The organism is Nocardia nepalensis (genome assembly GCF_048910785.1).
GTDB classification, from domain to species: domain Bacteria; phylum Actinomycetota; class Actinomycetes; order Mycobacteriales; family Mycobacteriaceae; genus Nocardia; species Nocardia nepalensis.
Genome location: NZ_JBKBET010000037.1, coordinates 234,563 through 261,079 on the forward strand (window position 1 = coordinate 234,563; position 26,517 = coordinate 261,079).

Sequence of the window (26,517 nt, forward strand, 5' to 3'; positions counted from 1 at the left end):
GTCTAGCGGGCCGCACCATCATCTTGGCGTTCGCGCTGAATCGAACGCCACGATCGTACCCTGGGGTCTCGGGGCTCCGGGGCTCGTTTCCGCAGATCGCTGCTCACGGGCCGCGGCGTGCTGTGGAGCAACCCGGCTAGTGACGAGCCCGCTGTGGGGCGCGAGTGGGAGAGGTATTTCCGCGCTCAGCGTAATCATCCCATTCGGCTTGACCTCAACTCGACTTCAGGTTCCAGGCTTGTCTCCGTCGGATCGAGCAAGGAAATATTGGAGGTTGTCATGCGCGCTGTGCACGCTGCGAAATTCGGTGGGCCCGAGGTTCTTTCGGTGCGTGAGGTGCCGGAACCAGTTGCCGGGCCGGGGCAGGTGGTTGTCGATGTGGCGGCGGCCGATGTGATGTTCCTGGATGTCCAACTCCGAAGTGGTTGGGGCACAGAGTTTTTCAAGGTCGAACCGCCGTATGTGCCGGGCGGCGCGGTTGCTGGGGTGGTGGCTTCGGTCGGCGCGGACGTCGATCCGAGTTGGGTCGGCAAGCGCGTCACCACCCAGACCGCCGCGAGCGGGATCGGTGGTGGGCTGCCGATCGGTGGGTACGCGGAGCGGGCCCTTGCCAAGGCCGAGACCCTGGTTCCAGTGCCAGATGGGCTGACTCTGTCGCAGGCGGTAGCGCTCGCGCATGACGGTAAGACCGCGCTCGCCGTCTTCGATCGGGCCACGATCCAGCCCGGTGAATGGGTGCTGATCACCGCGGCCGGCGGGGGGCTGGGCACCCTGCTGATCCAACTCGTCCGCGCCGCCGGGGCGAACGTGGTGGCCGCGGCGCGGGGCAGCGCCAAGCTGGAGCTCGCGTCACGTCTCGGCGCACATGCCGTCGTCGACTACTCCGAACCCGACTGGTCGGCGAAGGTGCGCGCCGCGACCGGCGAGCAGGGCGCACATGTCGTATTGGACGGGGCGGGTGGCGCATTGGGCGCGGGCGCCGCCGAGACCGCGGCGGACGGCGGCAGGTTCATCGGATATGGCGCTGCCGCAGGACAATTCGCCGACTACGACCGGGAAGCGTTGGCCGCGCGCGGGATCGGCGTGCTCGGATTGTTCGACCTGACCGCCAAGGACGATATCGATTGGCACGCATTGGCCGAACGTTCGCTCGCCGAGGCGGTGGCGGGACGGCTGGAAGTCGTTATCGGCCAATCCTTCCCGCTCGAGCAAGCCGACCGCGCCCACGCCACGATCGAGTCCCGAACGGCCATTGGACGCACAGTTCTTACGGTCTGAACGCCCTTCTGCGACAACCTGTCTCACCTACCTGCGGGTAATCCTGGTTCGGCGCTAGGGTGCCCGCGTGGAAACACTGATTGTCGTTGTCGTCGTCTTCGTCGTGCTCGGTCTCGTGGCTCTCATCGTGCAGCTGGCCAGCCGCCCGCCGCGCAGCCGATCCCAGTGGGACCGTGACGACGTCGACGACGACTACGACGGCTGGGAGAGCGACTGAACTCAGCCGACCGGCGTCAGCACCACCACCGCGATCGGCCGCTTGGTCATTTTCTGATACGCGCTGTAGCGCCCCTGGTTGACCTTGTCGACGATCGCCCACCGCCGCGCATAATCCGGATCGCCGGGCAACGTAGCCCGCGCGACCACCGCGATCTTGCGCCGCCCGACCTGAATCTCACACTCCGGCTTCGCCTTCACATTCGCCAACCACCCCGGTGGCCGCGGCGACCCTCCATTCGACGCGGTCACCAAATAATCCGCCCCATCCCGTCCGTAGGTCAGCGCCGAAGTCCGCCGCTGCCCCGTCTTGCGCCCCACCGTCCGCAACAGCAATGTCGGATTGCCGAACAGCAGCCGATGCCCCACCACCCCACCGCTGTTCTCATAAACCCACTGATGCACCTTCAGCACATTCGCGAACACACTCGCCACAGCCCACCCTCCAGCCCGGTTCCACGGTTACGCCCCCACCCTAATGGCACCACGACCACCACCCCGTCGCCCCGCCGCAACCTTCCGCGGCATCCGACTGGTGCCCACCCCCACCCACCCGGTACCATCCCCAACGCTGTCGGTATCCACCGCGCACGGGGCGGTAGCTCAGTCGGTTAGAGCCGTGGACTCATAATCCATTGGTCGCGGGTTCGAGCCCCGCCCGCCCCACAAACCCACTCTGAGCAGGGGTTTTTGTTTTTCTGGAGAGGTTTCGATCTCGTCCACGAATAGATTATCGCGGTAGTATCGGGCGGCTCGGGGATCGTTTCGCTGGACGACATCCGCGAGTTGCGCTACGACTTCGCGACCGAGCTGCGGCGGAAGAACCGTGCCAAGAAGACGATCGACGTCTACCTGGTCCACATCGGGTAATCTGCCGGACGCCCCGGACAAGCTGGTGCCGGTCCCGAGTATCGAGTCTTTGAAGACGCTGCTCGACGGGCGTTCGGGAACCGATTTCGAATCGCGTCGAGACAACGCGATCATCCGACTGTTCGCCGATACCGGTTGCCGCTGTGCGAGGGAGCCTGAAATTACACTCATCGGCATGTGCGGGCGTGCCACGAGATCGCTTGTACCTCAACTACCGTGGTTCGTCGAACGGCCGGAACGCGGCAATACCGGAAGTGCGCGCAGCGGTCCGACCGACCGGTGATCATGGCCAGCCGGACCCGACAGCAACTGGTCGTGATCGAAGGAACTCGGTCAGGCGGTGATGTGTTCTTCTACGGTGAAAGACCGTGTGCGAGAACGATCGAGGAAGGTGCACTCGTCCTCGGCGATCCCCGATCCCGGTGCATACATGACCGCCACCCAGCTCTCATACGCCGCACGGTCGGGAAAACCCAGCTCGGTGATGATGTCCACGTCTCCTGCGGCTGCATCGTCGGACACGACGTAGTTGCGCCGATAGCTCATAGGCGCCGGAGCCAGGCTGGTGACAAGCCGAACGTGATGGTTTTCGTAATGCTCGATCAACTCGTTCCTGCTCAAGCCGGGCTTTTTCACCAGCAGCGCGATGACCTTGAACATCGTGCTCAGTCTCCTTCCTCGACGGTCAATTCTCACACTTCAGTTGCGTGCCTGCATCCCGCCGACCACTCGGGCGACGGCATGCTCCCCGCCCGCGGACAGCCAGCTATGGCCGCCCGCGCGGGCGATATCTCGATCGACGTCGACTCCGGCCACGCCGCCACGCTCGCGCAGCCATGCCCGATCACCGTCCTCATCACATGCGCAGCCCGCTGACATCACGGCGCAAAACCCTGCCATCCGGTCGGAAGGACCGTTCACCATGTCCCGAATCTGGCGCATCCCGGCGACAACGACCGCGGATAGGAACCGTCGACGGTCATGGGTCGACCCCTCGGCAGGTCCGCGAACGGCTCGACATCCACAGTCCGACAACACCACTCGATGTAATACTCCCGAGAGCCTGGCATGGTCGAATACCTGGGCTACCGCCCCAAGATATACACTCTCGTCCTCAGCCGTGCCGCCGCCTTCACCAACGATTCGAGACCACCGGCGACGCACTACCGGGCGGGACAACATCCTGGATCGACATCCACAACACCGACGACGAACTTTCTCGCGACCGGCACGCCACGACCATCCAACCGACGGCAGTTGAGTATCTCATCGAGCCCTCCCGCACCCGACATGGTCGACGCGCTAGGCCGAGCTACCTACATCCTGTACCTGGCCTACCCTGGCTCCGGCTTGCCCTACTGCTGGTTCCGCGGGCCAATCGTCCGCGAGATGTAGCGCAGCACTCGGGTGGCATCAACCCTGTCCCCGCTTGCGTCAGATGACCTGCCGGACAACAGGGCTGAGAGCGTTCAGTGTGGACCGGGCTACAGCGACCGACGGTGAAGTAGCATATGGCGCGTCCCGTGCACCTGAACCGCGTCTTCTATAGCGGTGATCGAGTCGTGACCATAGACTCTGTCGCGTGAGCGAACCGCATCCGCCCACGGGGGGCACCCGTACAGATCATCCTGCACCACAGGAACCTTCGCGACGCGAAGGCTCGGAACCACCGCGCCGAGGAAGGATCAGCGACATCGGGCCCGCCTGGATTACAGCCATCGCCGCATTGATCGCCGCGCTAGTCGGCGCCGCAGGGTTCTTTGCAGGGCGAGTTGGTGCCCCAGAGACTCACACGGCCGCAAGCCCGACCTCTTCTGCGACTACAGCCCCGGCAGCGTCGAGAACGACCACGTCGTCGCCGACCAATAGTACTGAGGCGCCAGCAGGCGTAGAACCTACGAGCGTTCCGGGCGCAGCGGTTGGCGCAGTGCTCGTCCAGAACTGCGCAATTACCCTCGCTAAAGACTACCGATTGCCAATCGGCGGCGGTTCCGAATGTCCATTCCCGACAAAAGGAGACGCAATTGGCGTGTATTGGTGGTATGCGTATTCTCTGGACGCGAGCGGTAAGAACGTAACCCTCGCGAAACTGGAAAACTCGCCAGCCACTTACGAATCGTGCAAGAAGAGTACTAAATACGTCAAGGGGCTGACGTATCCGACACTCGGCGATGTGCTGTGCTATGTCGGAAATGGTGTCGTAGCGGCCCTTGCTTTCACCGCGAATTCTGAAGGCGGCACCTCGCCGGGCTTTGCGGAATTCAACCTGACAATCTGGCAGGGATAGGAACTCGGTCGCGGGTCGTTAGTCGGGGAAGTGGTTGCCGGTTCGGAACCGAGCGTTGACGATGAGCCTCTCGCCAGCTGCGCTTCTGCTTATTGCGGCGTCGTGGACGGTGCCGCACCAGAGGTGAGGAGGATCTGTTGACAGTAGATTGCTGCCCTGTCCGATACGTACGGGCCGACGCTCCAAGGCCGGTTATGCGGATTTCGCCGCCGTTGGCCCCAGTTCTGCTGCTCGGGCTACCCAGCGACTCCGGTCGTTCGGGTGTCGACCATGACGGGACGCGGCGTGATCGCAGCCCGGACGCCGAGATCTTGCGAAATGCCGGAGCAGGTGTTTGCCGATGCACATGTGGCTCCGGCCCGTTCGGGGTCGGACGAACATCCAGTCAGGCTGCCATCACGGCAATCGAGAACGACACACTGAGCACCCGCTGAGGCCAAACGTACTGACTGCGTCGAAACTGCTATGCCCGCTGATGCTCTCGGTGGTTCCGCAGCGGTCAGCGACGACCTGCAGCTTCTGGAGCTTCACCGGCAGTTCGACGTAATCCGGAAGACTGCGGCTGACAAGCGCCTTCTCCCGCTCGCGGAAATTCCGCATGCGCCAGCGTAGGTTGTCGAGAATCCTCGCGTTCCGTCGCGCCGGGTGCAGAATTCAATGTGCCATGGACAGTGGCTCAATCGATCCGCGGGCGAGCGTGAGCGGCGCGACCGTATGAAGTACGCGTCGATCGACGACAAGGGTCTTGAGCGCCTGAAGATTTGTCCGCGCCCTCTACCAGGCTGGCACGGACACTATGGGGAACCTGGTCGAGGTTGCTGTCCCGGTCGTCTCGGCTGAGAGCCGAACCCTCAGCGACGGGAATTCGCCTTTCGCACCTACACGTTCCATGAGCCGCTCGATGGTCGGACTGATCTTCTCCAACTGGCCGGTCCCCCATGGGGCCACCACCTCATTCATTGGGAACGGACCAGAACCGATTGAGTAGCAAGATGGTTGCTCATCTGCGTGGATCAAGAGCGGGGTGGATATGGATCGGCGCCTGAACGTTGATGTTCGACCTCCGACAGGCATCCAGGTGGTCAGCATTTACTCTCTATTTTCATCCGAATACGATCGAAATCTATAGAACGTCAACATATCCCAGGCTCTCACCCTCTTGGAATATTCGACCAGCTAAACCGGTGAAATCGAATGTAATCGAATCCGGTCGAATCGGCTGGTGAGCCGTAGACTGCGAATCCATTGGTCGCGGGGTCGAGCCCCGCCCACCCCACAAATCCCTGTTCAGCGATCCGGCGGAATGTGGGAGCCTGCCCATTGGGTGTCCCGTCGAGGTCGTGAAAGAGGGGCTTTGTGCGGTTGGTAGGCCTGCCAGTCGCGGCCAAAACTGATGTGACCGTGATCTTTTCGTGCTTGGCCGGGCTGAAGGGTTCACTTTCTAGATTCGTGACGATTGCGCAAGCGTGCGAGGTTGCGGCGGTAGATTTGAGTCTCGGGATGGTCGGGGCCCAGCACTCGTTCTGAAACGGTGAGGTTCTGCTCGAGCAGCGTGATCGCCTCCGCGATCCGGCCCATCGAGTGGTAGGCAACCGCGAGGTTGTTGCGAAAGATCAGAGTGTCGGGATGATCAGCGCCGAGCACCTGCTCGGGGTCGGTGAAAGTTTGTTCGTACAAGCTGATTACCTCTTGCGGGCGATCCGCCGCAAGATATGCGCTGGCGAGATTGTTCGCGGAGACCAGGCTGGCGAGATCCTCGGCGCCCAGCATTTGCTCGCGGGCTGTGAGGTTCTGTTGGTAGAGCGTGATCGCCTCTGCGTTCCTGCCTGCGGACTTGTAGGCGTCGGCCAGGCTCTCAGCCAAAGTCAGAGTCTGGGGGTGGTCGGGACCGAGCACCCGCATGTGGTCGGTGAGGTTCTGCTCGTAGAGCGTGATCGCCTCTGCGATGCGGCCTGCGGACTTGTAGGCATCGGCGAGGCTCTCGCTCAACGTCAGAGTCTCGGGATCGTCGGGACCGAGCACTCCCGCAGCGTCGGAGACGTTCTGCTCGTAGAGCGTGATCGCCTCGCCGAGCCGGCCCGCCGCCTCGTATGCGCAGGCCAAAGCGTGGCGGGCGGCCACGAAAGGATTGCGGTCGCGGCCGTACTCCCGTTCGACGTCGGTGAGGTTCTGCTCGCCCAGCGTGATCGCCTCCGCGATCCGGTCCGCACTGAGGTACGCGAGAGTGAGGTGGTAGCGGATTCGCAGAGCGTCGGCATGGTCGGGACCGACCACGCGCTCGGTGTCGGCGAGGTTCTGCTCGTACCGCGCGATTGCCTCTGCGATCCGGCCCGCCGACTCGTATTCGCTGGCGAGGTCGTTGCGGGAGACCACGGTGTCGGGATGATCAGGTCCGAGCACTCGCAGTGAATCAGCGAGGTGCTGCTCATACTGTGTGATGGCGTCCCCGATCCGGCCCACGGACTTGTAGGCGTCGGCGAGGGATTTGCGGGAGACCACGGTGTCGGGATGATCAGGTCCGAGCACTCGCAGTGAATCAGCGAGGTGCTGCTCATACTGTGTGATGGCGTCGCCGATCCGGCCCACGGACTTGTAGGCGTCGGCGAGGGATTTGCGTATGGCCATCGTGTCGAGGTGATCAGTACCGGCCATGTGTTCGGTGCGGATGAGGTTTTGCTCGTAGAGCGTGATCGCCTCGCCGATCCGCCCCGCCGCCTCGTACGCGTAGGCCAGACGGGTGCGGCAGCGCAGAGTGCTGCGATGCTCGGCGCCCAGCACCCGCACACGGTCGGCGAGGTTCTGCTCGTAGAGCGTGATCGCGTCCTCGATCCGGTCTGCGGACTTATAGGCGTCGGCGAGGCTCTCGCCCAAGGTCAGGGTGTCGGGGTGATCGGGACCGAGCACCCGCGCAGCGTCGGAGACGTTCTGCTCGTAGAACGTGATCGCGTCCTCGATCCGACCTGCTGCCTCGTATGCGCTGGCCAGGGCGTGACGGGCGGCCATGAAGCGGGGGTGATCAAGCCCGAACTCCTGTTCGACGTCGGTGAGGTTCTGCTCGCCCAGCGTGATCGCCTCTGCGATCCGGTCCGCTCCCAGATATGCGAGAGTCAGTGTGTAGCGGGTGGCGCGGGTGTCGCTGTGGTCGGCTCCCAGCACCCGCTCGCGGTCGGCGAGGTTCTGCTCGTGCAATGTGATTTCCTCGCCGTTCCTTCCCGTCATCCCGTAGGCGCGCGCGAGGTGGTGGCGCACCCGCAGGGTCTCGGGGTGATCAGGACCGGCCACGCGTTCGGTGTCGGTGAGGTTTTGCTCGTAGAGCGTGATCGCCTCCCCGGTCTGGCCCGCCCACTCGTATGCGTCGGCGAGGTTGGTGCGCGAGATCAGCGTGTGAAGGTGCTCGGCACCGAGGAGGTGTTCCCGGACAAAGACAGCACGCTCGAGATAGTCGATGGCCCGGGCATACTGGCCGTGGTAGGTGAGGAACACTCCCGTGGCGTCGAGGATGTCCGCGGTCGTAGCGGTGTCCACTGTGGTGTGGGCGGCGAGGGCGTCGATATGGGGGAGCAGGGCTCGCCAGGTGGGCCAGCTGATCGGTTCGTCGGAGGCGCCCTGGGGTAGCGCGTCGCGTAAGGCGGTCGTAGCGATGGAATGCACGAATTGGATCGCGTCGGGGCTGCGATCGGGATCAGTCGGGTCAGGGGTGCGGGCGACGGCCTGCACGAGCCTATGGACCGACACCGAATTGGTGACAGGGTCCGGGGTGATCATGCTGTAGGCGGCCAGCACCCCGATCGCTGCGTTGAGCGCAGGAGGATCAGCGAGGTACTCGCACAGCATGAGGGGGATGGCGTCGGGCCCGTACCAAGCCAGGGCGCGCAGCAGTTCGGCAGCGATCGGATCGATGGCGGTGATGCGGTCCAGGGTCACCCGCCAGATCCTGGCGATCGTGCGCTCGGAGTCGGTGCCGACAGCCGCCCGCCGGTACATCTCGCCTGGATGGTCGGCGAGCAGTTGTAGGTAGGTCCGCGGTGTGGTGAGCGGATTCTGCGCCAGATACGCACCGGCCTGCTCGATGGCCAGCGGCAGATGTCCCAGTTCGGCACACAATTCGGCGGCCCCGTCCTCGTCGCGGGGTCCTGCGGTGGTGAGGATGCCGATGAGCAGCCGCAGCGATTCGTCCGGCTCGAGCACTCCCAAGCGCACGACCGCAGTGCCCGGCTGCCAGCCCGAGGAGCGCCGGCTGGTGATCACAACGCGACCGGTTCCGGCTCGGGCGAGCACTTCGGCGATGTCGGTGAGGTTGTCGGCGTTGTCGAGGATCAGCAGCCACCCGGTGTGGGTGGCCAGCCACTGCAGCGCCTGTTCGGCCAGCTGCTCGGCCTTCAGCGCCTGCGCCAGCGCGGGCTGCAGCGCGGCGGCGAAGCCAGCCAGGCCCCGCTCGATGGTGGTGGTGGTGTCGGCGGTGATCCACAAGATCGGGGCATGCCCGTGGGAGCGCGTGGCGGCCCAGTGCGCGACCAGGGTGCTCTTGCCGATCCCGCCCAAGCCGTGCACCGCCTGCACCAGCACCTGCCCTGGATCGGCCAGTGCGGTATCGAGCCTGTCGAGTTCGGCCTCGCGGCCGACGAACTGGCCCGGCCGCACAGGCAGATTGTCGATCCCGGGTGGGGCGTCGACCTCGGCGATAGGTTTGAATGCCTCCGGCGGCAGCTGCACTACCCGAGAGTTGTCGCCGGTCTGGACCACGCCGGCATTCCCGCCGACGGCCGCCGCCCGATCGCCTGAAGCCTGCACGCCAGCAGGGTGCACAGCGCCGGCCGCCGAATCAGCCGGGACGTCGGATCGCTTGCGGCCCAAGCCGAACCATTTCACGCCGATGTCGGCCCGTGCTGGTCGCCGGTGGCGATGTCACCGCGTGCGTCTCTGCCGATGGCGACCGAGCGTTCCCCCTGCGCCGAAACCGACCTTGGTGCCGGGTCAGGCCCTGCCGGATCCTGCTGAGGCGGCAGCGGTAACGGTGGCGTAGATGCTCGGTTATCGCCGGTGCTGATCGAGCCCGCGTCGCGGCCAACCGCCACGCTTCGCGAACCCGACGCGGCGACCGAAGCCGACGGCGCGCGCGACGTGACGGACTGGCGCTGGTACTGCCACAGCGATGTCCCGGCACCAGCCACGGTCAGCACCGCGACCACCACCCACAGCCACCAGGGTCCGCCCCCGGTCGCCAAATTCACTACCACCGCCAACCCCGTAGCCACTACCGCCGCTACCGCGACAGGCGCCACCACCGGTACCAGCGAACCCGATCCCGAACTCATCGCTGCCTCCCCTACATCAGGCCGACCGCCAGCGAACCGCACCCTAGCCGAAACCCCGCTGGCTCACCGTCATTCGAATCAATGACAGCACACATGTGGTAGGGCTGGACGACCGAATCGCTCGAGTCGCTGGCGGTCGGATCTCCGCCGGTCTGCGGCGCAACAGAGTTCGATTCGACGCCGCGAAATAGGCGCGGTCGGCGATCACCACATCGGATTGCGTCGTGGGCCGCCGTCGAGGCGGGCAACCGCGACCGCGTCGAGCAGCGGTGAGTCGTTGGTCTGCCCAGGATGTGAGCAGCACGGCCAGGCCGTGACCGTGCCCGTCGGCGGCCAGATGCACTTTGGTCGTCTTCTATCCACTGCGCGTTCCAACGGGATCAGCTTCCGCCATCGGCGATTCGAAAGCACCGGCTTGTGCGGCCAGCACCGCCGCCGCGGCCGCGCGCTCCGGAAAACCGGCGTCGGCTGGAGTGCGCAGCAGCACCAATTGGTGATACAACGGCGCCGTAGCCGCGATAAGCAGTGCGCGCGTATCGGTTTCGGTCGGGATCTCACCGCGCCCGATCGCACGCTCCACCACGATCTCGCACTGCGTATAGCGGTCCTCCCACAGTTGCCGCAGTGCTCGCGCCGCGTCCTCCGAGCGGAAAGATACCGCGATCAGCGCCATCGCGATCGACGATTCCTCGGTGAAGGAATCCTGGATCTCGCGGTTCAATTCCGTGAGATCACCACCCAGTGAACCGGTGTCGGGTGGACGCCAATCCAGATCGCGTGCGGCGGCGAACACATCGGCGATCAGGCCTCCTACATCGCGCCAGCGGCGATACACGGTGGTGCGGTGCACGCCCGCGCGGGCAGCGACCGTATCGACGGTCAATGCGTCATAGCCGTTTTCGGTCAGTTCCGCCCCAACGGCCGCGAGGACCTGGGCGCGAATGCGGGCCGTGCGGCCGCCCGGGCGTGACCGCGGTGGGGCGGCGCTCTCTGTGACACGGGTCATGGGATGTATCCGGTTGCTCGGCGGGACATCATGTGCGATCATCCTAACGCAACATTCGTAGCACTAGTGAGGTCGCCAATGCTCATTCGAAGTGTTCACCAGGCTCAGCGGTCGCCCCTGATCGTGTCGTCCTCGAATGCTTCGGAGGTAGTTCGTGCCCACTCAGATCACCGCGCTCGCGGTCAGCAAGTCCTTCAACGGCCGCACGGTTCTCGATGCGGTCACCTGTTCGCTCGGCGCGGGTGAACGCACCGGGATCATCGGGGAGAACGGGTCCGGTAAGAGCACGCTGCTGCGACTGTTCGCCGGATGCGAGCAGCCCGATCAGGGTGAGGTCGTCGTACACGCCGAGGGTGGCGTCGGCTATCTCGCTCAGGACGAGCAACTCCCCGCGCACCTGAGCGTCCAGCAGATCATCGACCGGTCGTTGCACGAACTGCGCCGGATCGAGGATCGAATGCGCCATCTCGAAATGGAGATGTCTACCGGCGACGAGTCCCACCTGGGCGAATATGCCGAACTGGCAACGGTTTTCGAGCTGCGCGGCGGTTACGATGCCGATGCCCGCGTGGAGCGAGCCCTGCACGGTCTCGGGCTGGGGGTGGTTCCGCGGGATCGAGCGGTCGGTGGACTGTCCGGCGGGGAACAGGTCCGCCTGCGCATGGCGGCCCTACTCGCCGCGGCACCCGAGGTGCTGCTGCTGGACGAGCCGACCAACCATCTCGACGACGACGCGCTGACCTGGTTGGAGGACCATCTGCGGACTCGTCGCGGCACAACGGTCACCGTCTCCCACGACCGCACCTTCCTCGAGCGGGTGGCAACCACGCTGCTCGAAGTGGATTCCGATCGTCGATGCGTGGTGCGCCACGGCAACGGATACAGCGGCTACCTCGCCGAACGCGAGGCGGCGCGGCAACGCTGGGCCCAGGCTCATCTGCGCTGGCAGCACGAGGCCGACCAGCTGCGCGAAACCATCGCCACCACGGCACGGCGGGTCGCACCGGGGCGCCCGATGAAGGACAACAACAAGATGGCCTACGACCGGGCAGGTGGCCGCGTGCAGCAGTCGCTGGCAGGCCGGGTCCGCAGTGCCGAGGAACGCCTGCGGCGGCTAATGGCCGATCCGGTACCGCCACCGCCGGAACCGTTGCAGTTCAAGGCGGTTCCCCCGGCCGGACGCGCGCAAGGGGTCGTCCTGGATGTCACCGATATCGCGGTAGACGGCAGGCTCTCACCCACGAGTGTGCGAGTGTCCGCGGGAGAACGGCTGCTGATCACCGGCCCGAACGGCGCGGGCAAGTCCACACTGTTACGAGTACTGGCGGACGAGCTCACGCCCGACTGCGGCACGGTTGTCCGGCGCGGGCGGGTCGGTTATCTCGCTCAAGAACCGCGTCCCCCTGTACCCGGTCAGACCTTGCTGTCCGCCTTCGCCCAGGGCCGTTCGGGGCAGCCCGGCGATCACACCGAACGCCTGCTGTCACTGGGTCTGTTCACCCGCGCCCAGCTCACGAACCGGGTGGAGAATCTGTCCACCGGGCAGCGGCAGCGGCTCGAACTGGCACGACTGGTCAGCGAACCATCGGAGCTGTTGCTCCTGGACGAGCCCACCAATCACCTCTCGCCCGGACTCGTCGAGGAGTTGGAAGCCGCCCTGGCCGACTATCGAGGTGCTCTGGTAGTGGTCAGCCACGATCGCCAGCTCCGAGACCGCTGGCGTGGTGCCCGGCTCGATATGCGCGCACTGGCCGCGGCCTGATTCGATCATCGACCACAACCTTCGATCACTCACTCACAGAACGGATTCCACATGCCCGAACAGCCCCCGGTCACCGCGCCCACCTTGCTGCATCCGATGCCCGGACAGCCGCGCGTGGTACTGCTGAAACCCCTGGTCACCTCGCCGCTGATCGAGGTCGGCGAGTACTCCTACTACGACGACCCGGACGACCCCACCACCTTCGAAACCCGCAATGTCCTGTACCACTACGGTCCGGAGAAGCTGATCATCGGCAAGTTCTGCGCCTTGGCCACGGGCGTGCGATTCATCATGAACAGCGCCAACCACCGTATGGACGGACCGTCGACCTTCCCGTTCCCCACCATGGGCGGCGCGTGGTCGCAGCATGTCGATCTGCTCATGGACCTGCCGAATCGCGGTGACACCGTGGTCGGCAACGATGTCTGGATCGGATACGGCGTCACGGTGCTGCCCGGAGTACGGATCGGCCACGGCGCGATCGTCGGCGCCGGCTCCGTGGTGACTGCCGACGTCCCGGATTACGGCATCGTCGGCGGCAATCCGGCCGAACTCATCCGCCACCGCTACAGCGCGGACGACATCGATCGCCTGCTGGCCCTCGCCTGGTGGGACTGGCCGATCGAGCACATCGATGCGAACGTCCGCACGATCATGTCCGGCACCGTCGACGACCTGGAGAAGGCAGTGCCCGCGTAGGCGGTGTAGCCATCATGTGGCCGCGGTCCCGTTCAAGCAGATGCGGCAGCGCATCCTGCGCTTCCTGGTCGAACGCTGCGGATTCACCGTCCTGGCCGTACGGCTTCAGCGAGGGCTTTCCCCTCGACGCCTGGGCACAGGATGCGGGCACCGATGACGAGCTGGCGGCCCACTTGGCCGGGACAATCCCGGTGGGAGTCGACGAGCCGTTGCGCTGGATCCGTCGGCACAACGCCACGGCAGCCACGCCGGTGCGCTTCGCCGGTATCGGCGCTGGTGAGGGTTGTCTCGTCATCGCGCACGTCGAGCTTCAGGGCTCGAGCTACGGCGCGGATGGTGTCGATCGAGTGTTCGGGGTTGTCGATCAATCGGCTGTCGGATGCACACCGGCGGGGGTCACGTGACCACACGACACCACAGAAAGGCTCACTGCGGCGGTAGCGGCTGGTGCTGGCCGGGGTAGACGACGGGTGGTTGGCCCATCGGTGGCTGGGGCCACGAGATCGGGGGCTGGGGGGCGGCTCCTGCGGCGTGCTGCGGTCCCACGCTGGACGCTGCCACAAACAGCGCGCCGATCGCGATGAGCGCGATGAGCGTCGCTGGGATCGACAGCCAACCACCGTCTGCCAGGCACTGTGGAGGCCCCGGATGCGATCGAAGGCGCTGAAAACGTAGCTGATATTGGGGGCCAACATCATGCCGGCTGTGATCCCGCCGGCGACTCGGGCAGTCGCGGGCTTGCTCGTAGTGAGCAGCAGAATCGTGGCTGTCAGGGCAAGCAGGATAGTGATGATCAAAATGACGTCGGTCCAGTAGAACTTGTCGAACTGAAGATAGACCCAAATTCGGCGCACGAGATACAGGATCGCCGCCAGCGCCAATGCGGCCGCGGCTATCGCATCGGCCGCACCACGCCCGCCGCCAGACCGATAGCCCGGCATCGGTTGCCAGACGTGTGGGCCCGTGGGCGCTGCCCATCCCGGACTTGGTGACGGATTGTATGGCGGTGGTCCGGGCTGGAACGGTTGGCCCATTACGCGCAACTCCTTGCTCGCACTGCAACTGCGAGCAGCCTATGTGACACCGGCGGACCGGGCCCGGTTGATCGCGAAAGCAGCTCGAATGGCATCGGACTCGACGGATGGCCGCGCAGAAATTCTGTTGGTCCGAGCCCGGCGCGACAAACCCTCGCCGGGTTGCAGTTCCACCGATACGGAGCTGAGCTCGAGCAGATGCCCGCCGAGAAGCGACGGGCTATCCGATCACCCGAACGAGCATGACGTGCATAGCGATTCGCGGCACACTCGTTCCACCTATCCGCGCCAACGGCGACGGAGCTTTTACAGCTTGATCGCCCGCATGTGTGCGCGGGGCATCGACGGGGGAAGCGGGCTGTTGGGCGGAGGCTTGATCAGTGAGTAGGCGCCCAGCTGGTCTCTATCTTTCATCCGAAACAATCGAAACTGACTGAACGCCATCGCATCTCGACTCCGCATTCACTCGCCGCAGCTACTCGACACGGCGAATGACAGGTTTGATTCTGGCAAATTCACTGCAATAGGGCATGCTCGCCGATGCTCGGCGTAGCGGCACAAAAGAAATCCGGCGGCGAAGGGCCGATACGGACGAAGCAGTGATCTACCGAGACCGAATCAGGAGGCGGGCTTGGGCTGGTTCAGGTCCCTGACGCCGGTGATCGAATCGATGATGTTGAGGATGGCGGAGGTGCCGTGATCGACGGCCGAGCTGCCGGAGTCGAGCATGGCGGAACCGGAGGACGAGCCACCCGAACCCGAGGAAGAGCCGAAGTCGGCCGAGCCCGAGCCCGCGGAGCCGGTGGCGGCGGGGGCCGCGGAGGCCATCGCGACCGGGCCGAAGAACAGGGCGGCGGCGGAGACGGCAGCGGCGGCAGCGACCTTGCGAGAGAACATGTATGGAGCTTCCTTTCACAGATTGATAACGACGCCATCGCGTCGTGCACCACAATGTTATGAAGAAGTTATCTGCAAATCCACTTCCTCTTGCTGTGCAAATAATCACGGTTAACAATTGGCAAACGGCATATTTTGTCGAGGTAACACAATTTGATCTTTAATTTGATCTTCATTGCGGATGCGAATTCCATGATCAATTCGGTTGATTCTTCGACAGTGCCGCGTAACTGCATGCGGCGGACCCGATCTCGCAGCGGACCTTCGATCCAGACACGGCGAGACCTCGAGCCGGCGACACGCTCCGGGTCCTGCTGGCATGACGGCGATCCGGCGTTACCGGGCGAGCTGTCGCGCCGCGCGACGGCGCGACACCCTCAGGACCAGGGCTGCATCAACGACGGGTGAATCGTGTAACAGGTACAATCTGCGCTTCCGCCACCCGCATCGGGTTGCCCTCGCGTTCGCGCCTCTGGCCCAACCGCTGATCACCCTGCTCAACGAGGCCATCGCACGACGACGTCTTGCGCAAGCCGGCTGAGCGGCTCGCAGTCGACGGCCGGTACCGTACGACGCGATTTACAGTGGGCATTGCAGCTAAACTTCAGCAACTATCGGGTAGAACCAGTCACCATCAGGTAGAACCAGGTCAGGTCAGCAGCGCATCCAGGTGAACTCCTCAAGGAAGGCACCATCCCGCCCATTCAGCACACTGTCCGTTAACGCGCGGTCACTGCGGCGACGATGGCAGCCCTCGCATTGTCCAGCGTCGTTCTCCCCGCGTGCACTTCTGCGTCGATCGCGTCGGCGCAGGTGCTACACGCCTCGCCCGCCGCGACAGCGCAAACCGAGCTCTACACGGAGATGCGGACGCTATGGGGTCAGCATATGGGCGGGACCTGGTCGACCGTGGTCGCGTTCGCCGACGACCCCCTCGCACTGCCATCCAGTCTGACCCGACTGCTGCGCAACCAGGTCGACATCGGCAACGCGTTCGCGCCGTACTACGGCCAGGATGCCGCCCGGCAGCTCACCGGCCTGCTGACTATCCACATCTTGCAGGCGGTGCCAGTCCTTGCCACCACCAGGATCGGCTACAAACCGGCACTCGACACGGCAGTCGCGGCCTGGCATGCCAACGCTCGAGATATCGCCGACTTCTTCGCGGCGATCAACCCCAACTGGTCGCAGCAAGACATGCGTGAGGCGATGAGCATTCACATCGACCAGACGGTCGCTTACGCAGCCGCCGTCATCAGCGGCAACTACAGCGACGCGACCGCCAAATTCGACGAGGCCAAGGCACACATGATGGATCTCGCCGACACCCTCAGCCAGGGCATCATCACCCAGTTCCCGGACAAGTTCTAATTCCCGAACCTGCGGACGGGGCTCGTTTCAGGGCGATGGCGTCGAAGCGTTCACGAGCGTCGGGGCCGAGGTGAGTTCGCTGGACGTGGTGGCGAGGTGTGATTACCTCGGTGTTGCAACAGACTTCACAACCAGCGGACCGAACCTACGGGGGTCACGCCACCTACCTGCCGCTTGTGTCCTCGCCGCGGCGATCGCCAGTATTCACGACCAGATCCCGATGGCGGTCATAGATAGCGCGCTGGTCAGGACGAGCAGCGCGTAAACGATATATAGACCCCATGGTCGCCCGTCGGTTTTCGGTGGAGCGATAGATGTTTCCCGCGCCGGCCGTTCGTCAATGTGAGCGTTCAGGAACGGCAGCCACCTACTGACCATATGACCACGCTCGAAGTATTCGCTGTGGGCGAATAAGAAATGCTCCTGTTCGAATCGGGCGTGCTTGGCCGAGAATCCGACGACACCGGACGGTCCGGTGCCGGGCACAAACCATCCGACTCCACGTGTCCAGACATCCTCGCTGCCGTATTCGTTTCGCACCGCTTGCACTTGACCTCGCTCGATTATGAGGTCCCAGGGAAAGCGTGTAGGAAGGATGGATCCGCACAGCAGTACCTTGTTGAAACGAAGATACGGATAGCGGAGCAACGCGTTACCCAGAATGTAGGTTCCGAAGCTATGGGCGACGATTGACGGCTGCTTTTGTCCGGTGACGGGGGCGTCGTCGAACTCTTGTTGGTATGTTTCCCTGAACCATCGAACCTTTGCTAGGCGTGCCCACGGCATCAGGAACCGAAGCACTGAGAAGTAGCCGAAATTCCAGCGGTCTGCGTGGGCACCCATGCCTACTCTGCCGGCAACCTCTGAAAACGCGCGTTGCCAGGCGGCTTGAGTGCGTATCCCGTGGAGCGCAACGACGACGGCGCCTTCGGATAGAGGCTGGCGTTTAGATAGCGGAGCTAGTTGATCGTGTAGTTCGCCGATGCTGGCGTATCGGTGCCGGGGCTTCTTTGCTAGGCCACGTTCCAGGGCTGACCGCAGTCGTTCGGGTAGGTCGTCGAGTATTGCCGTATCGGGCTGCCAATCCGCTGGAAGGGCAAGCGGCAGTTTGGATTCGGTTATGAGCTCGTAGAGTATTGCCGCGACCGCGTAGATGTCTGCTCGCTGCCCGAAGCGGTGGCCCGCGATTTGTTCGGGCGCCGCGTAGGCGAGATCTCCGACAAGGTCTCCGGTCTTGGTGAACAAATCGACTGCCGGGTTCTCGTGCCGGGCGATGCCGGAGTCCAGCAACGTGACGTGCAGGTCTGCACCGGAAACAAGAATATTGCTCGGCTTGATTTCACGGTGTACGACACCGGCGCCGTGGATGTGTTTGAGCCCATCGCAGATTTGCATGACGATCCATATAATCTGCTCAAGGCTCAGATCGCGTTGGGCCGATAGCGTCCCGAGGTCGGTGCCGTCGACGATCTCGCTGACAATGTATGCGGGCTCGTGGCGGTACGCTTTCTGCACGTCGAAAACACGAACGACGTTGTGATGCTGCTCGATGTTCAGCCACACCCGTCCCGCGCGTTCGAGACGGCTGTGCATGTCTGGATTGTTTGTTCCAATGATTTTGACCGCAACCAGTTTGCCGCGCATCGGATCGTATGCTCTGTATAGGTCACCGGATAGGCCTCGTGCCATACGTTCCAGAAGGTAATAGCGGTCACCGATTCTTTGCCCGGTGCGGTCGCCTTCGTAGGTCGTTCCAGATGGCCATGCAGTTGCAGGGGGCTGTATTGCGGTCTCCGGCGGGGGTTGCCCGTAGGGTATCTGTGTGGGTGCTTGCTCGAAGGGAACATGCGTTGTTGCTGGAGTAGCCGGCATTGGCGTGCCGTCCCACACAACCGTTGTCGCTGAATTGAGCGCAGCTCGAGCTGCGTCGGCGAGTTCTCCGCAGGTCGAGTAGCGGTCATCGCGGTTTTTGGCGAGGGCTCGTTCGATGACTGTGTCGAGATCTTCGGGTACGCCGATGGCCTGCGCCGCGGGATGCAGGCTTGGGCGGGGGATCTCGCCATGGAGATGTCCGGCGATCTGTTGGCCCATACTGCCGGAGTAGGGGACTTCGCCGGTCAATAGGTGGTAGAGCGTGCAGCCGAGCGCGTAGACGTCCACGCGCTGATCCAGCTGATAACTCAGCAGCTGTTCTGGCGCGGCGTACTGGATGGTGCCTATTACCGTACCGGTTTGGGTTAGCGCGCCCAGCTCATCAGACGCCTTAGCGATGCCGAAATCGGCGAGCATCACACGTTCCGGCTGATTGTCCGTCATACGTGAAAGCATGATGTTGGCTGGCTTGATGTCGCGATGCAGCACGCCCTGGCTGTGAGCGTAGTCCAATGCCTCGGCGGTCTCGCTGATGATCCAAACTGCCCGTCCGGGCGGGATCGGCCCGTTGCGAACAACCGCGTAAGCATCGGTTCCGTCGACGTACCGCATCGCGATCCAGGGCTGACCGTCTTCGCCGCCGATATTGTAGACCGTGACAATGTTCGGATGATCCAACCGCGCCGCTATCGTCGCTTCCCGGGTGAAACGAACGAGGCTCTCGCGATCATGGAACTCTGTTTTCAGCAGCTTCAACGCAATCTGCCGTTGGAGCGCTCTGTCGGTGGCCAGGTACACCACGCTGGCGCCGCCCTCGCCTAGCGTTTTGACAATCTCATAGCCGGCGAAGACATCGCCAGGCTTGAAGGCCCACGTCCTCGACATCAACTTTCCTCACCTATGTGTTCTCGTTCTATCCAAGCACCAGCAGACCCCGTTATCGATGACGAACCGACGTTTGGTTTGATAACTCGTTGTTGCACAATCACAACATGAATGATTCAACGAGACCAGAACACAGCTGTTTCAGTCATTGATGATGGCGTCGATTAGAACACTCGATCCAACCATTGATTGCCCCGGGACTTGCAGCGTCATCTTCTTCAGTTTCATTACCCATTACGTCAATCCACGCTACTACCGTTGTCATCGAGCCGGATTGTTTTGTGTCAAAAGCAGGCCGCACGGCTGGTCTCTCTCTTCCCCCCGGATTGTCAGCTCAGCGGCTTGAAGCCGGCTCCCTGGCGGCGACGTCGTCGGGGAGGATGCGTAACCGGATCGAGCCGCTGAGCAGACCCAGGCCGACGGTTACGGGCCGTCGACCTCGACTATGCCCAAGCCCGGTGCGGGTTCCGGTCGGCCCAGTGCGACCGCGAGCGCCACACCGCAGGACCAGCCCACGAGTGTCGGCCGATTCACGCCGGTCGCCTGAACGTCTCGTGTCGTCGTTGTTTGGGAGCGAGGGAACGTGTGCAGAATTTGCTGCAAGCCGCCGTTTGCGAGCCGGGTGTGGGGCGACGGGTCCGCTCATATGGTGGAGCCGGATGCGATGCTGGTCCAAGGGGACCTGCTGTGAGCGGTCGGCTTATCGGGGAGCGTTCGGGGCGGCGGGGAAGGCGATGGGGCGGCTCGGGGGTGGTGTGAATCCGTCGGGCCAAAGTGTCGTGTTGTCGTAGAAGATATTCGTGAGATTTGCTTCCTCCAACTTGGCGCTGGTCAGGTTGGCGCCAGGGAGATAAGCATCGGTCATGTTTACACCGCGGAGAAGCGCACCAGTGAGGTTCGCATTTTCGAGCCATGCGCTGGTGAGATCTGCACACGTGCGCTTACCGTCCGACTCTATGATGCAATTGAACACTGCTCGCGTGAGATTCGCGCCAGCAAAGTTAACCATTGTGAGATCTGCACCGGTCAGCTCTGCATCAGTGAGGTCGGCGCATGTGGGTGACGGATCAGTCTCATAGACACAGCCGAGGTCCGCATCGCGAAGGTTCGTGCAGCTGATCGTGTTGTCAGGAAGCAGATCACATCCCAGGTCGGATTTAGAGAGACTAGCGCCTCGAAGATTCGCGCCATGCAGGTTCGCGCCGAGGAGAACGGCACTGGACAAATTCGCTAGACGGAAGTCTGCGCGTGCCAGGTTCGTACTGCGGGTCAGAATATCAGTGAGGTTCGCCTCGGCGAGTGTTGAATCAGCGAAATTGCCGAAGAGCCTCGCGTGGGCCAAACATGTTCCAGCCAAGTCGATCTCGTCAGGATCATTCATGATGTTCCGACGTCCGACCACGGTCAATGCGGCCTGGATGTCCGGCGGCGCCTTTTGAGTTGCGGCCCGCTCGACCGGAGCACAATCAGATCTGCTCGCATGCGTTCGAAGGAAGGCGGTCAGGACGCCGAAGATGACGGTGTGGTCGGGCGGCGAGTCCTTCGCAAGGCGTTCGAGCAAGTAGACGCCCGCTATGCGGGTATCCACCTTGTCCGAGGCAAGTTGCTCGACGGCTTTCTGGAACCGATCGGTAACCGCGACCTGTTGGGATAACCCGTACTGATCCCGCGTGGCTCGCAAGGATTCACTCGAGAACCACAGCGCTGCAATGGCGGCGACCGTCGTGGTCACCGCGGTGACCGTTGTCCAGCCGGACCAGGCGAAGATCCTACGGATAACACGGCTCAGCCGCTCGAGGCGAGGCTGTGGCGAAGGGGGCTCTGGTGATGGCGGACGTAGCGTCCGCCCGCGTCCAGCCACTTGACGGCGTGCTGGTGTAGACATGCCCCCCGACTTCCTGCCCCTCGAAACAATTGTGGCAGTGAGATTATCGCGTCAGACTGACATATCTCTTCGTGGTGCGTATACGGATGAGCTCACGAACCGCCTCCGCCGCAGCTGCTCCCGCCGCCACAGCTGCTGCCGCCACCTCCGCAACTGCTGCTACCGCCGCTACAACTGCTACCACCGCCGCAACTGCTGCCGCTGTCGTGCCCATGCCCATGCCCGTGGCCATGTCCATGACCCCCGCTACCGCTGCCGGGGTCATAACCACCGAAACTCCCCGACTCGAACCCTGCGGCCCCGTAAGTCCACGGGGAGCTGTCACTGTCGCCCGGCCCCCCGTAACCGCGCCGCCCCGGCGGCAATGGTCGTCTCGTCGCGCGCGTGATCAGGACCGCGATCAACGCCGCGACCCCACCCCCGATCACGAGAACCGCCAGCAGCACAACGAAGAAGACCAGCATTCCCGAATGGTATCGCCCGTGACCGACTCGGCGCCCGCTGAAAAGCACCCCCGCTTCGGCCGTTGCGCCCGCCGGGTCCTGCCTCCCGCAAGGAATTCCCAGATCGCCGTACAGTGAATCGTGGTGCTTTTGCGTCCTAGAAACCGTTCCCGCCGGATCGACCTCCGTGCTGTCGACAAGGCGGTAGCCGCACTCGAGTTCCCCGACGCGGTCTTCAAGACCAGCCCGTGGCAACCGCGCGAGTTGGTGGAGACCGGCCTGCGGCAATGGTTGCGCTGCTGCGGCGCCGCGATGCGTGACGGTCAGGTGATCGGAATGCCGTCACATGCGGTCGACGAGGCCTGGCACGGCTTCATTCTATGCACGCAGATGTATGCCGCGTTCTGCGCCGCCGCATACGGCCGGTTCCTGCATCACTTTCCGGAAGGCGTGCCGACACAGGGGATTTCGCACGGCTCCATGGCCGAACAGCTCGGCCGCACCGTGGTGGCCTGGTCGATTGTCGCCGCACCCGAAGAGATGTGTGTGCTCTGGGATCTCGACAGTCAGGTCGGCGTCGAGCATCCGTGGGGCATCGGCGCCCAGCGAGTGGCGGCCATCGAAGCCGAACTCGCCAGGACGCCTTCGGTGATTCGACTCAGGTGAGCTTCACCCGCGCGGCGAAGAACCGCACGACCGCCGGAGCGAACTTGTTGAACTGGTACTGCAGCCGCGCCTCCGGGGTGACCGGCACGATGCTGCGATCGCGTTCGACCGCCCGGACGATTTGCGCCGCCACCTTCTCCGGCCCATAGCGCCGCGCCCGGTACAGCTTGTCGTACTGCTCCTGCTTGCGCTTCTCCTCCGCCGCGCTGACACCGGAAAACCTGGTAGTGGCAACGATATTGGTGTGCACGATACCCGGGCAGATGGTGTGCACCGAGACGCCGCGACCGGCCAATTCCGCACGCAGGCAGTCGGAGAACATGAACACCGCCGACTTACTGGTCGAGTAGGCACTGAACCCTTGCTGCGGACTGTAGGCGGCCATGCTGGACAGGTTGACGATATGCCCGCCGAGTCCGCGCTCGGCCATCGCGGAACCGAAGGCACGACAGCCGTTCATCACACCGCCGAGATTGATCCGCATGACCCGGTCGAACTCCGCCGACGGCGTATCGAAGAACCCACCGGCCTGCCCGATTCCGGCATTGTTGATCAGAATGTCGGGCACACCGTGCGCGGCGAGCACCTCTGCAGCATGCGCGTTCACCTCGTCCTCGATGGAGACATCGAGCCGATAGGCATGCGCCACACCGCTTTCGGCGTTGATCAGCTTCACCGTCTCCTTGGCCGCGTCCAGATCGATATCCGACAGCACGATTTCCGCGCCGAGCCGCGCGAACGCCAATGCCGTCTCACGGCCGATGCCGCTACCGCCGCCGGTGATCACCACCAGCTGATCCTCGAACGGCATTCGGCTGCGGCCGATTTCGGCGCGGCGCAGACCACGCGGCGCCACATCGCCGTTGACCGCGTCGATGAGTTCGGTCGTCGCGGTGGCGAGCAGTTCCGGATGGGAGAACGGCATCCAATGCCCGGCGGGCACATCACGACGCCACAGCCGCGAAACCCATTTGCGCTCATCGTCGTAACCAGCGGGCCGCACCGCGACATCGCGTCCGGCGACGATCAGCTGCACCGGTACGTCGGTGCGGCGCTCACGCGGGGCGAGCAACCGCGGCAGGATATTGGCCCGGTAGATGAGCAGGCCCTCGACCGCGTCGCGGCGGAAGGTCGGGCCGAGAACGATATTCGACGGCGCGGTGTCGTTCATGATCGATACGATGCGCTGCCAGCGCTTTTCGTGCGCCACCACCCGGAAGACCTGGTTGAGCCCGGGCGTCATGGAGAAGACCGTGTATCCCGACGACAGCGCCTGGGTCAGCGGCTGCCACAGATTGCGCGGTGTCGGCCGGGACAGCCTGGCGCGCAACCACTTCGCGAGATGGTCGAGGTTCGGCCCGGAGACCGAGGTGAACGAGGCCACCCGCGCCGCAGCCTGCGGTTCGCATACCGCCTCCCACACCTGTACCGAACCCCAGTCGTGCGCCAGGACGTGCACCGGCCGGTCCGGGCTGACCGCGTCGGCGACGGCGAAGAAGTCGGTGGCCAGCGCGTCCAAGCGGAAGTCCTTTGCGCGCCGGGTGCGAGTGGACTCCCCGTGACCGCGAGTGTCGTAGGTGACGACGTGGAAGCGTCCGGACAGCAGCGGCACCACCGCGTCCCAGAGGTGATGGGTGTCGGGCCAGCCGTGCACCAGCACAATGGTTTCCGCACTCGGATCGCCGTATTCGAAGACGGCGATATCGAATTCGCCGCTGCGCACCGTCCGCCGCGTCACGGCCACGTCCAGGTCGGTCGTCGTCATTGACGTATCTCCTCGGGATTCCTACCCACAGGCGCGGTGCCCGTGGTTCGCTTGCTCCGGCCGCTCATAGATCCAGCACCAATCGACCACCCCGGGACCGCGATACGCAGACCAGCATCTCCCCCGCCGCGTGATCGGCGGCGGTGAGCACGGTCTCGCGATGCTCGGGTTCGCCGGACAGCACCCGCACCTTGCAGGTGCGGCAGAAGCCCTGACGGCACGAGTACGGCCGATCCGGGCGACTCTGCAGAATCGTGTCGAGCGCGGACTTATCCGCGGGCACCTCGACAACCGCACCGGTGGAGGCGAATTCGATCTCGAACGCGACACCGTTCACGATCGGTGGCGGCGAGAAGCGCTCGGAATGCAGCTCCACACCGGGCATTTCGCGCACCGCGGCGGCCACGGCGGTGGTCATCGGCACCGGTCCGCAGCAGTACACCGCGGTATCGGTGGTGACACCGGCGAGCAATGCCGCGGCGTCGGGCAATCCGTATTCGTCGTCGGTGCGCACGGTGACCCGGTCGCCGAACCCGGCGATCTCGTCGAGGAACGGAAGCGTGTCGCGGCTGCGCCCGGTGTACACCATCGACCACTCGATGCCGAGTCGCATCGCCAGCCGCGCCATCGGCAGAATCGGCGTGATACCGATTCCGCCCGCGATGAAATGCAAACGGGCGGCCGGTGATCCGTGACCGGGCACGGCGAACGGAAAGGCATTGCGCGGCCCACGCACTACGATGCGCGAACCGACCGCGAGCTCGTCGTGCACCTCGACCGACCCACCGCCGCCGTCCGGAATCCGGCGCACCGCGACACGATAGGCCCGGGTGTCGGCCGGATCACCGCACAGCGAGTACTGCCGCAACCGACCCGATGGCAGCTCCAGATCGAGATGCGCGCCCGGACGCCACGGCGGAAGTTCTTGCGCGTCAGGCGATTCCAGCCGCAGGCTGACCACATCCTGATCGTGCGCCTCGACGCGTCGTCCGGTCAGCACCAGCGACAGCCGGTGATCGTCGGCGCGCGGCGACAGCTCACGGCGGTTGACGATGGTGGTCCAGCGCATCCGCGCCGAGGCGACCGCGTCGAGCACCCGGACCGCCCGATCCTGATCACGCCTACCGAACAGGTCGGCGGGCACCTGCTCCGGCATCGGCCGCCAGGTCAAGACGCGACCGCCTGCGCCGCAGGGGATTTGGCCAGGTACGCCACGGCCTGTGCCGTCGAACCGACCGTTTCCGGGTCGTAGCCGGGCTTGAACGTCGTCAGCGCGCTCCACAGCAGCGACGGCACACCGGGCAGCGCACCGCGCCACATCGAACCGAATACCCGCGTGATCAAACGCGGATAGCCGAGGTCGGGCAGCGAAGGATCCTGGCGCACCATGAACTTGGTGCCACGCACCAACAGCGTGATGAAAATCGGGAAGACGATCGTCATGATGGCCGCGCGGCGCACATAGCCCACGCCGAAGTACACGGCCACATCGTGGGCCACGTGCCGGTGCTCGACCTCCTCGGCCCCATGCCAGCGGAACAGGTCGGCCACTCGCGGGTCCGCGCCGAACTTCTCCAGATCCGCATTGAGCACCCAGTCCCCGAGGTAGGCGAAGAAGTGTTCCAGGCAGGCGATGAACGCCAGCCGCTCCACCATCACCTGCCGTTGCGCCACCCCGTCGACATCCTTGGGCCCGAGCGTCTTGCGGAACAGGTATTCCGCCTGCCGCACGTAGGGTTCCGGATCGATGCCGTTGGCGGCGAGCACCTCGTGCAGCACCTTGTCGTGCGTCTCGGCGTGCATGGACTCCTGGCCGATGAAGCCGAGCATGGCCTCACGCAGCTTCTCGTCCTTCACGTACGGCAGCGCCTCGGAATACGCGGCGCAGAACATGCGCTCGCCCTCGGGCAGCAGCAGGTTCAGCGCGTTGACCAGATGCGAGGCAATGGGTTCCGTGGGCATCCAGTGCAAAGGGGTATCCGCCCAGTCGAATTGCACATTGCGCGCATTGAGAGCGACCTCACCGGGATCGACGTCCGCTCGCTGCTGTGTCCTACGAAGTAGCTTCATCGATACTCCTCGATCTCACCGGCCGCGCCACAGCCCGTAACGAGCCACGACCGCGACGTTGCATGTCTTCCTGCATGGCCGTAGCAATGATCATACACATATATGAAACCTCTGGTAACACACATGTGCGCGGCAGCGGATTCGATCGCCATAGCCGCACCATAGCAACCAACTTGAACACCGTTCAAGCTGTGTG

At 64.0% G+C, this 26,517-nt stretch carries 19 protein-coding genes and 1 tRNA gene; 8 read left to right on the forward strand and 12 right to left on the reverse strand.

The features are described 5' to 3' along the window. The first annotated feature begins 279 nt into the window (after positions 1-279). Entirely contained in the window at positions 280-1,278 is a 999-nt protein-coding gene (locus tag ACHQ4I_RS32715; RefSeq protein ID WP_420775741.1) for a zinc-binding dehydrogenase, read from the forward strand. Positions 1,279-1,345: 67 nt separating this feature from the next. Then, positions 1,346-1,495 carry a hypothetical protein gene (locus ACHQ4I_RS32720; RefSeq protein WP_420775742.1) on the forward strand — a complete coding sequence of 50 codons (150 nt, stop codon included), beginning with the start codon at positions 1,346-1,348 and terminating at the stop codon, positions 1,493-1,495. 2 nt (positions 1,496-1,497) lie between these two features. Here ACHQ4I_RS32720 and ACHQ4I_RS32725 read toward each other — a convergent pair whose 3' ends face one another. Further along, complete coding sequence (locus ACHQ4I_RS32725; RefSeq protein ID WP_420775743.1) at positions 1,498-1,929, reverse strand: nitroreductase family deazaflavin-dependent oxidoreductase; 432 nt, start codon at positions 1,927-1,929, stop codon at positions 1,498-1,500. Between the two features lie 157 nt (positions 1,930-2,086). Here ACHQ4I_RS32725 and ACHQ4I_RS32730 point away from each other — a divergent pair. Then, positions 2,087-2,160, forward strand: a tRNA-Ile gene (locus tag ACHQ4I_RS32730). 537 nt (positions 2,161-2,697) lie between these two features. On the opposite strand, the gene ACHQ4I_RS32735 is transcribed toward ACHQ4I_RS32730, so the two are convergent. Both ACHQ4I_RS32735 and ACHQ4I_RS32740 read right to left on the reverse strand, forming a co-directional pair. After that, positions 2,698-3,024, reverse strand: a complete 327-nt coding sequence (locus tag ACHQ4I_RS32735; RefSeq protein ID WP_420775744.1) for an EthD domain-containing protein — start codon at positions 3,022-3,024, stop codon at positions 2,698-2,700. Positions 3,025-3,063: 39 nt separating this feature from the next. Beyond that, positions 3,064-3,243, reverse strand: coding sequence for a hypothetical protein (locus tag ACHQ4I_RS32740; protein ID WP_420775745.1), 180 nt, complete (start codon positions 3,241-3,243; stop codon positions 3,064-3,066). Between the two features lie 1,048 nt (positions 3,244-4,291). Here ACHQ4I_RS32740 and ACHQ4I_RS32745 point away from each other — a divergent pair. Next, positions 4,292-4,651 (forward strand): hypothetical protein, encoded by a 360-nt coding sequence (locus ACHQ4I_RS32745; protein ID WP_420775746.1) that lies wholly within the window; start codon positions 4,292-4,294, stop codon positions 4,649-4,651. A gap of 1,434 nt (positions 4,652-6,085) precedes the next feature. Here ACHQ4I_RS32745 and fxsT read toward each other — a convergent pair. Together fxsT and ACHQ4I_RS32755 are read right to left on the reverse strand one after the other, a co-directional pair. Next, positions 6,086-9,442 carry an FxSxx-COOH system tetratricopeptide repeat protein gene (gene fxsT / locus ACHQ4I_RS32750; protein ID WP_420775747.1) on the reverse strand — a complete coding sequence of 1,119 codons (3,357 nt, stop codon included), beginning with the start codon at positions 9,440-9,442 and terminating at the stop codon, positions 6,086-6,088. Positions 9,443-10,321: 879 nt separating this feature from the next. After that, positions 10,322-10,972 carry a TetR/AcrR family transcriptional regulator gene (locus ACHQ4I_RS32755; protein ID WP_420775748.1) on the reverse strand — a complete coding sequence of 217 codons (651 nt, stop codon included), beginning with the start codon at positions 10,970-10,972 and terminating at the stop codon, positions 10,322-10,324. A gap of 154 nt (positions 10,973-11,126) precedes the next feature. Between ACHQ4I_RS32755 and abc-f the strand changes: the two genes are divergently transcribed. Continuing rightward, positions 11,127-12,734: a ribosomal protection-like ABC-F family protein gene (gene abc-f / locus ACHQ4I_RS32760; RefSeq protein ID WP_420775749.1), complete on the forward strand. Its 1,608-nt coding sequence runs from the start codon at positions 11,127-11,129 to the stop codon at positions 12,732-12,734. Between the two features lie 51 nt (positions 12,735-12,785). Continuing rightward, positions 12,786-13,433 carry a CatB-related O-acetyltransferase gene (locus tag ACHQ4I_RS32765; protein ID WP_420775750.1) on the forward strand — a complete coding sequence of 216 codons (648 nt, stop codon included), beginning with the start codon at positions 12,786-12,788 and terminating at the stop codon, positions 13,431-13,433. Between the two features lie 83 nt (positions 13,434-13,516). Here the strand turns inward: ACHQ4I_RS32765 and ACHQ4I_RS32770 are convergent, their stop codons facing one another. Together ACHQ4I_RS32770 and ACHQ4I_RS32775 are read right to left on the reverse strand one after the other, a co-directional pair. Continuing rightward, entirely contained in the window at positions 13,517-14,374 is an 858-nt protein-coding gene (locus ACHQ4I_RS32770) for a hypothetical protein (RefSeq protein ID WP_420775751.1), read from the reverse strand. A gap of 711 nt (positions 14,375-15,085) precedes the next feature. After that, positions 15,086-15,364 carry a hypothetical protein gene (locus tag ACHQ4I_RS32775; RefSeq protein ID WP_420775752.1) on the reverse strand — a complete coding sequence of 93 codons (279 nt, stop codon included), beginning with the start codon at positions 15,362-15,364 and terminating at the stop codon, positions 15,086-15,088. 744 nt (positions 15,365-16,108) lie between these two features. On the opposite strand from ACHQ4I_RS32775, the gene ACHQ4I_RS32780 reads away from it, so the two are divergent. Beyond that, the gene (locus ACHQ4I_RS32780) at positions 16,109-16,735 is read left to right on the forward strand and encodes a hypothetical protein (protein WP_420775753.1); all 627 of its coding nucleotides are present in this window, start codon (positions 16,109-16,111) and stop codon (positions 16,733-16,735) included. Positions 16,736-16,939: 204 nt separating this feature from the next. Here the strand turns inward: ACHQ4I_RS32780 and ACHQ4I_RS32785 are convergent, their stop codons facing one another. Further along, a complete protein-coding gene (locus tag ACHQ4I_RS32785) occupies positions 16,940-19,492 on the reverse strand; it encodes a serine/threonine-protein kinase (RefSeq protein WP_420775754.1) in 2,553 nt (850 codons plus the stop codon). Between the two features lie 700 nt (positions 19,493-20,192). Next, a complete protein-coding gene (locus tag ACHQ4I_RS32790) occupies positions 20,193-21,224 on the reverse strand; it encodes a pentapeptide repeat-containing protein (RefSeq protein WP_420775755.1) in 1,032 nt (343 codons plus the stop codon). Positions 21,225-21,964: 740 nt separating this feature from the next. Here ACHQ4I_RS32790 and ACHQ4I_RS32795 point away from each other — a divergent pair. Continuing rightward, a complete protein-coding gene (locus ACHQ4I_RS32795) occupies positions 21,965-22,486 on the forward strand; it encodes a glycine-rich domain-containing protein (RefSeq protein ID WP_420775756.1) in 522 nt (173 codons plus the stop codon). Here the strand turns inward: ACHQ4I_RS32795 and ACHQ4I_RS32800 are convergent. The 3 genes from ACHQ4I_RS32800 to ACHQ4I_RS32810 all read right to left on the reverse strand — a co-directional run bounded on the left by ACHQ4I_RS32800 (position 22,479) and on the right by ACHQ4I_RS32810 (position 26,321). Beyond that, positions 22,479-24,251, reverse strand: coding sequence for an SDR family oxidoreductase (locus ACHQ4I_RS32800; protein ID WP_420775757.1), 1,773 nt, complete (start codon positions 24,249-24,251; stop codon positions 22,479-22,481). The genes ACHQ4I_RS32795 and ACHQ4I_RS32800 overlap by 8 nt on opposite strands. 64 nt (positions 24,252-24,315) lie before the next feature. Next, complete coding sequence (locus ACHQ4I_RS32805; RefSeq protein ID WP_420776072.1) at positions 24,316-25,407, reverse strand: PDR/VanB family oxidoreductase; 1,092 nt, start codon at positions 25,405-25,407, stop codon at positions 24,316-24,318. Positions 25,408-25,418: 11 nt separating this feature from the next. Beyond that, positions 25,419-26,321, reverse strand: coding sequence for a metal-dependent hydrolase (locus tag ACHQ4I_RS32810; protein WP_420775758.1), 903 nt, complete (start codon positions 26,319-26,321; stop codon positions 25,419-25,421). Between the last annotated feature and the right edge of the window lie 196 nt (positions 26,322-26,517).

Bases quoted from the DNA above. Each gene is read 5' to 3' on its own strand.
- ACHQ4I_RS32755 (WP_420775748.1), bottom strand. From the start codon at position 10,972: ATGACCCGTGTCACAGAGAGCGCCGCCCCACCGCGGTCACGCCCGGGC.
- ACHQ4I_RS32805 (WP_420776072.1), bottom strand. From the start codon at position 25,407: ATGCCGGAGCAGGTGCCCGCCGACCTGTTCGGTAGGCGTGATCAGGAT.
- ACHQ4I_RS32810 (WP_420775758.1), bottom strand. From the start codon at position 26,321: ATGAAGCTACTTCGTAGGACACAGCAGCGAGCGGACGTCGATCCCGGT.
- ACHQ4I_RS32785 (WP_420775754.1), bottom strand. From the start codon at position 19,492: ATGTCGAGGACGTGGGCCTTCAAGCCTGGCGATGTCTTCGCCGGCTAT.
- ACHQ4I_RS32740 (WP_420775745.1), bottom strand. From the start codon at position 3,243: ATGTCAGCGGGCTGCGCATGTGATGAGGACGGTGATCGGGCATGGCTG.
- ACHQ4I_RS32770 (WP_420775751.1), bottom strand. From the start codon at position 14,374: ATGCCGGGCTATCGGTCTGGCGGCGGGCGTGGTGCGGCCGATGCGATA.
- ACHQ4I_RS32775 (WP_420775752.1), bottom strand. From the start codon at position 15,364: ATGTTCTCTCGCAAGGTCGCTGCCGCCGCTGCCGTCTCCGCCGCCGCC.
- ACHQ4I_RS32735 (WP_420775744.1), bottom strand. From the start codon at position 3,024: ATGTTCAAGGTCATCGCGCTGCTGGTGAAAAAGCCCGGCTTGAGCAGG.
- ACHQ4I_RS32800 (WP_420775757.1), bottom strand. From the start codon at position 24,251: ATGACGACGACCGACCTGGACGTGGCCGTGACGCGGCGGACGGTGCGC.
- ACHQ4I_RS32780 (WP_420775753.1), top strand. From the start codon at position 16,109: ATGGCAGCCCTCGCATTGTCCAGCGTCGTTCTCCCCGCGTGCACTTCT.
- ACHQ4I_RS32715 (WP_420775741.1), top strand. From the start codon at position 280: ATGCGCGCTGTGCACGCTGCGAAATTCGGTGGGCCCGAGGTTCTTTCG.
- ACHQ4I_RS32765 (WP_420775750.1), top strand. From the start codon at position 12,786: ATGCCCGAACAGCCCCCGGTCACCGCGCCCACCTTGCTGCATCCGATG.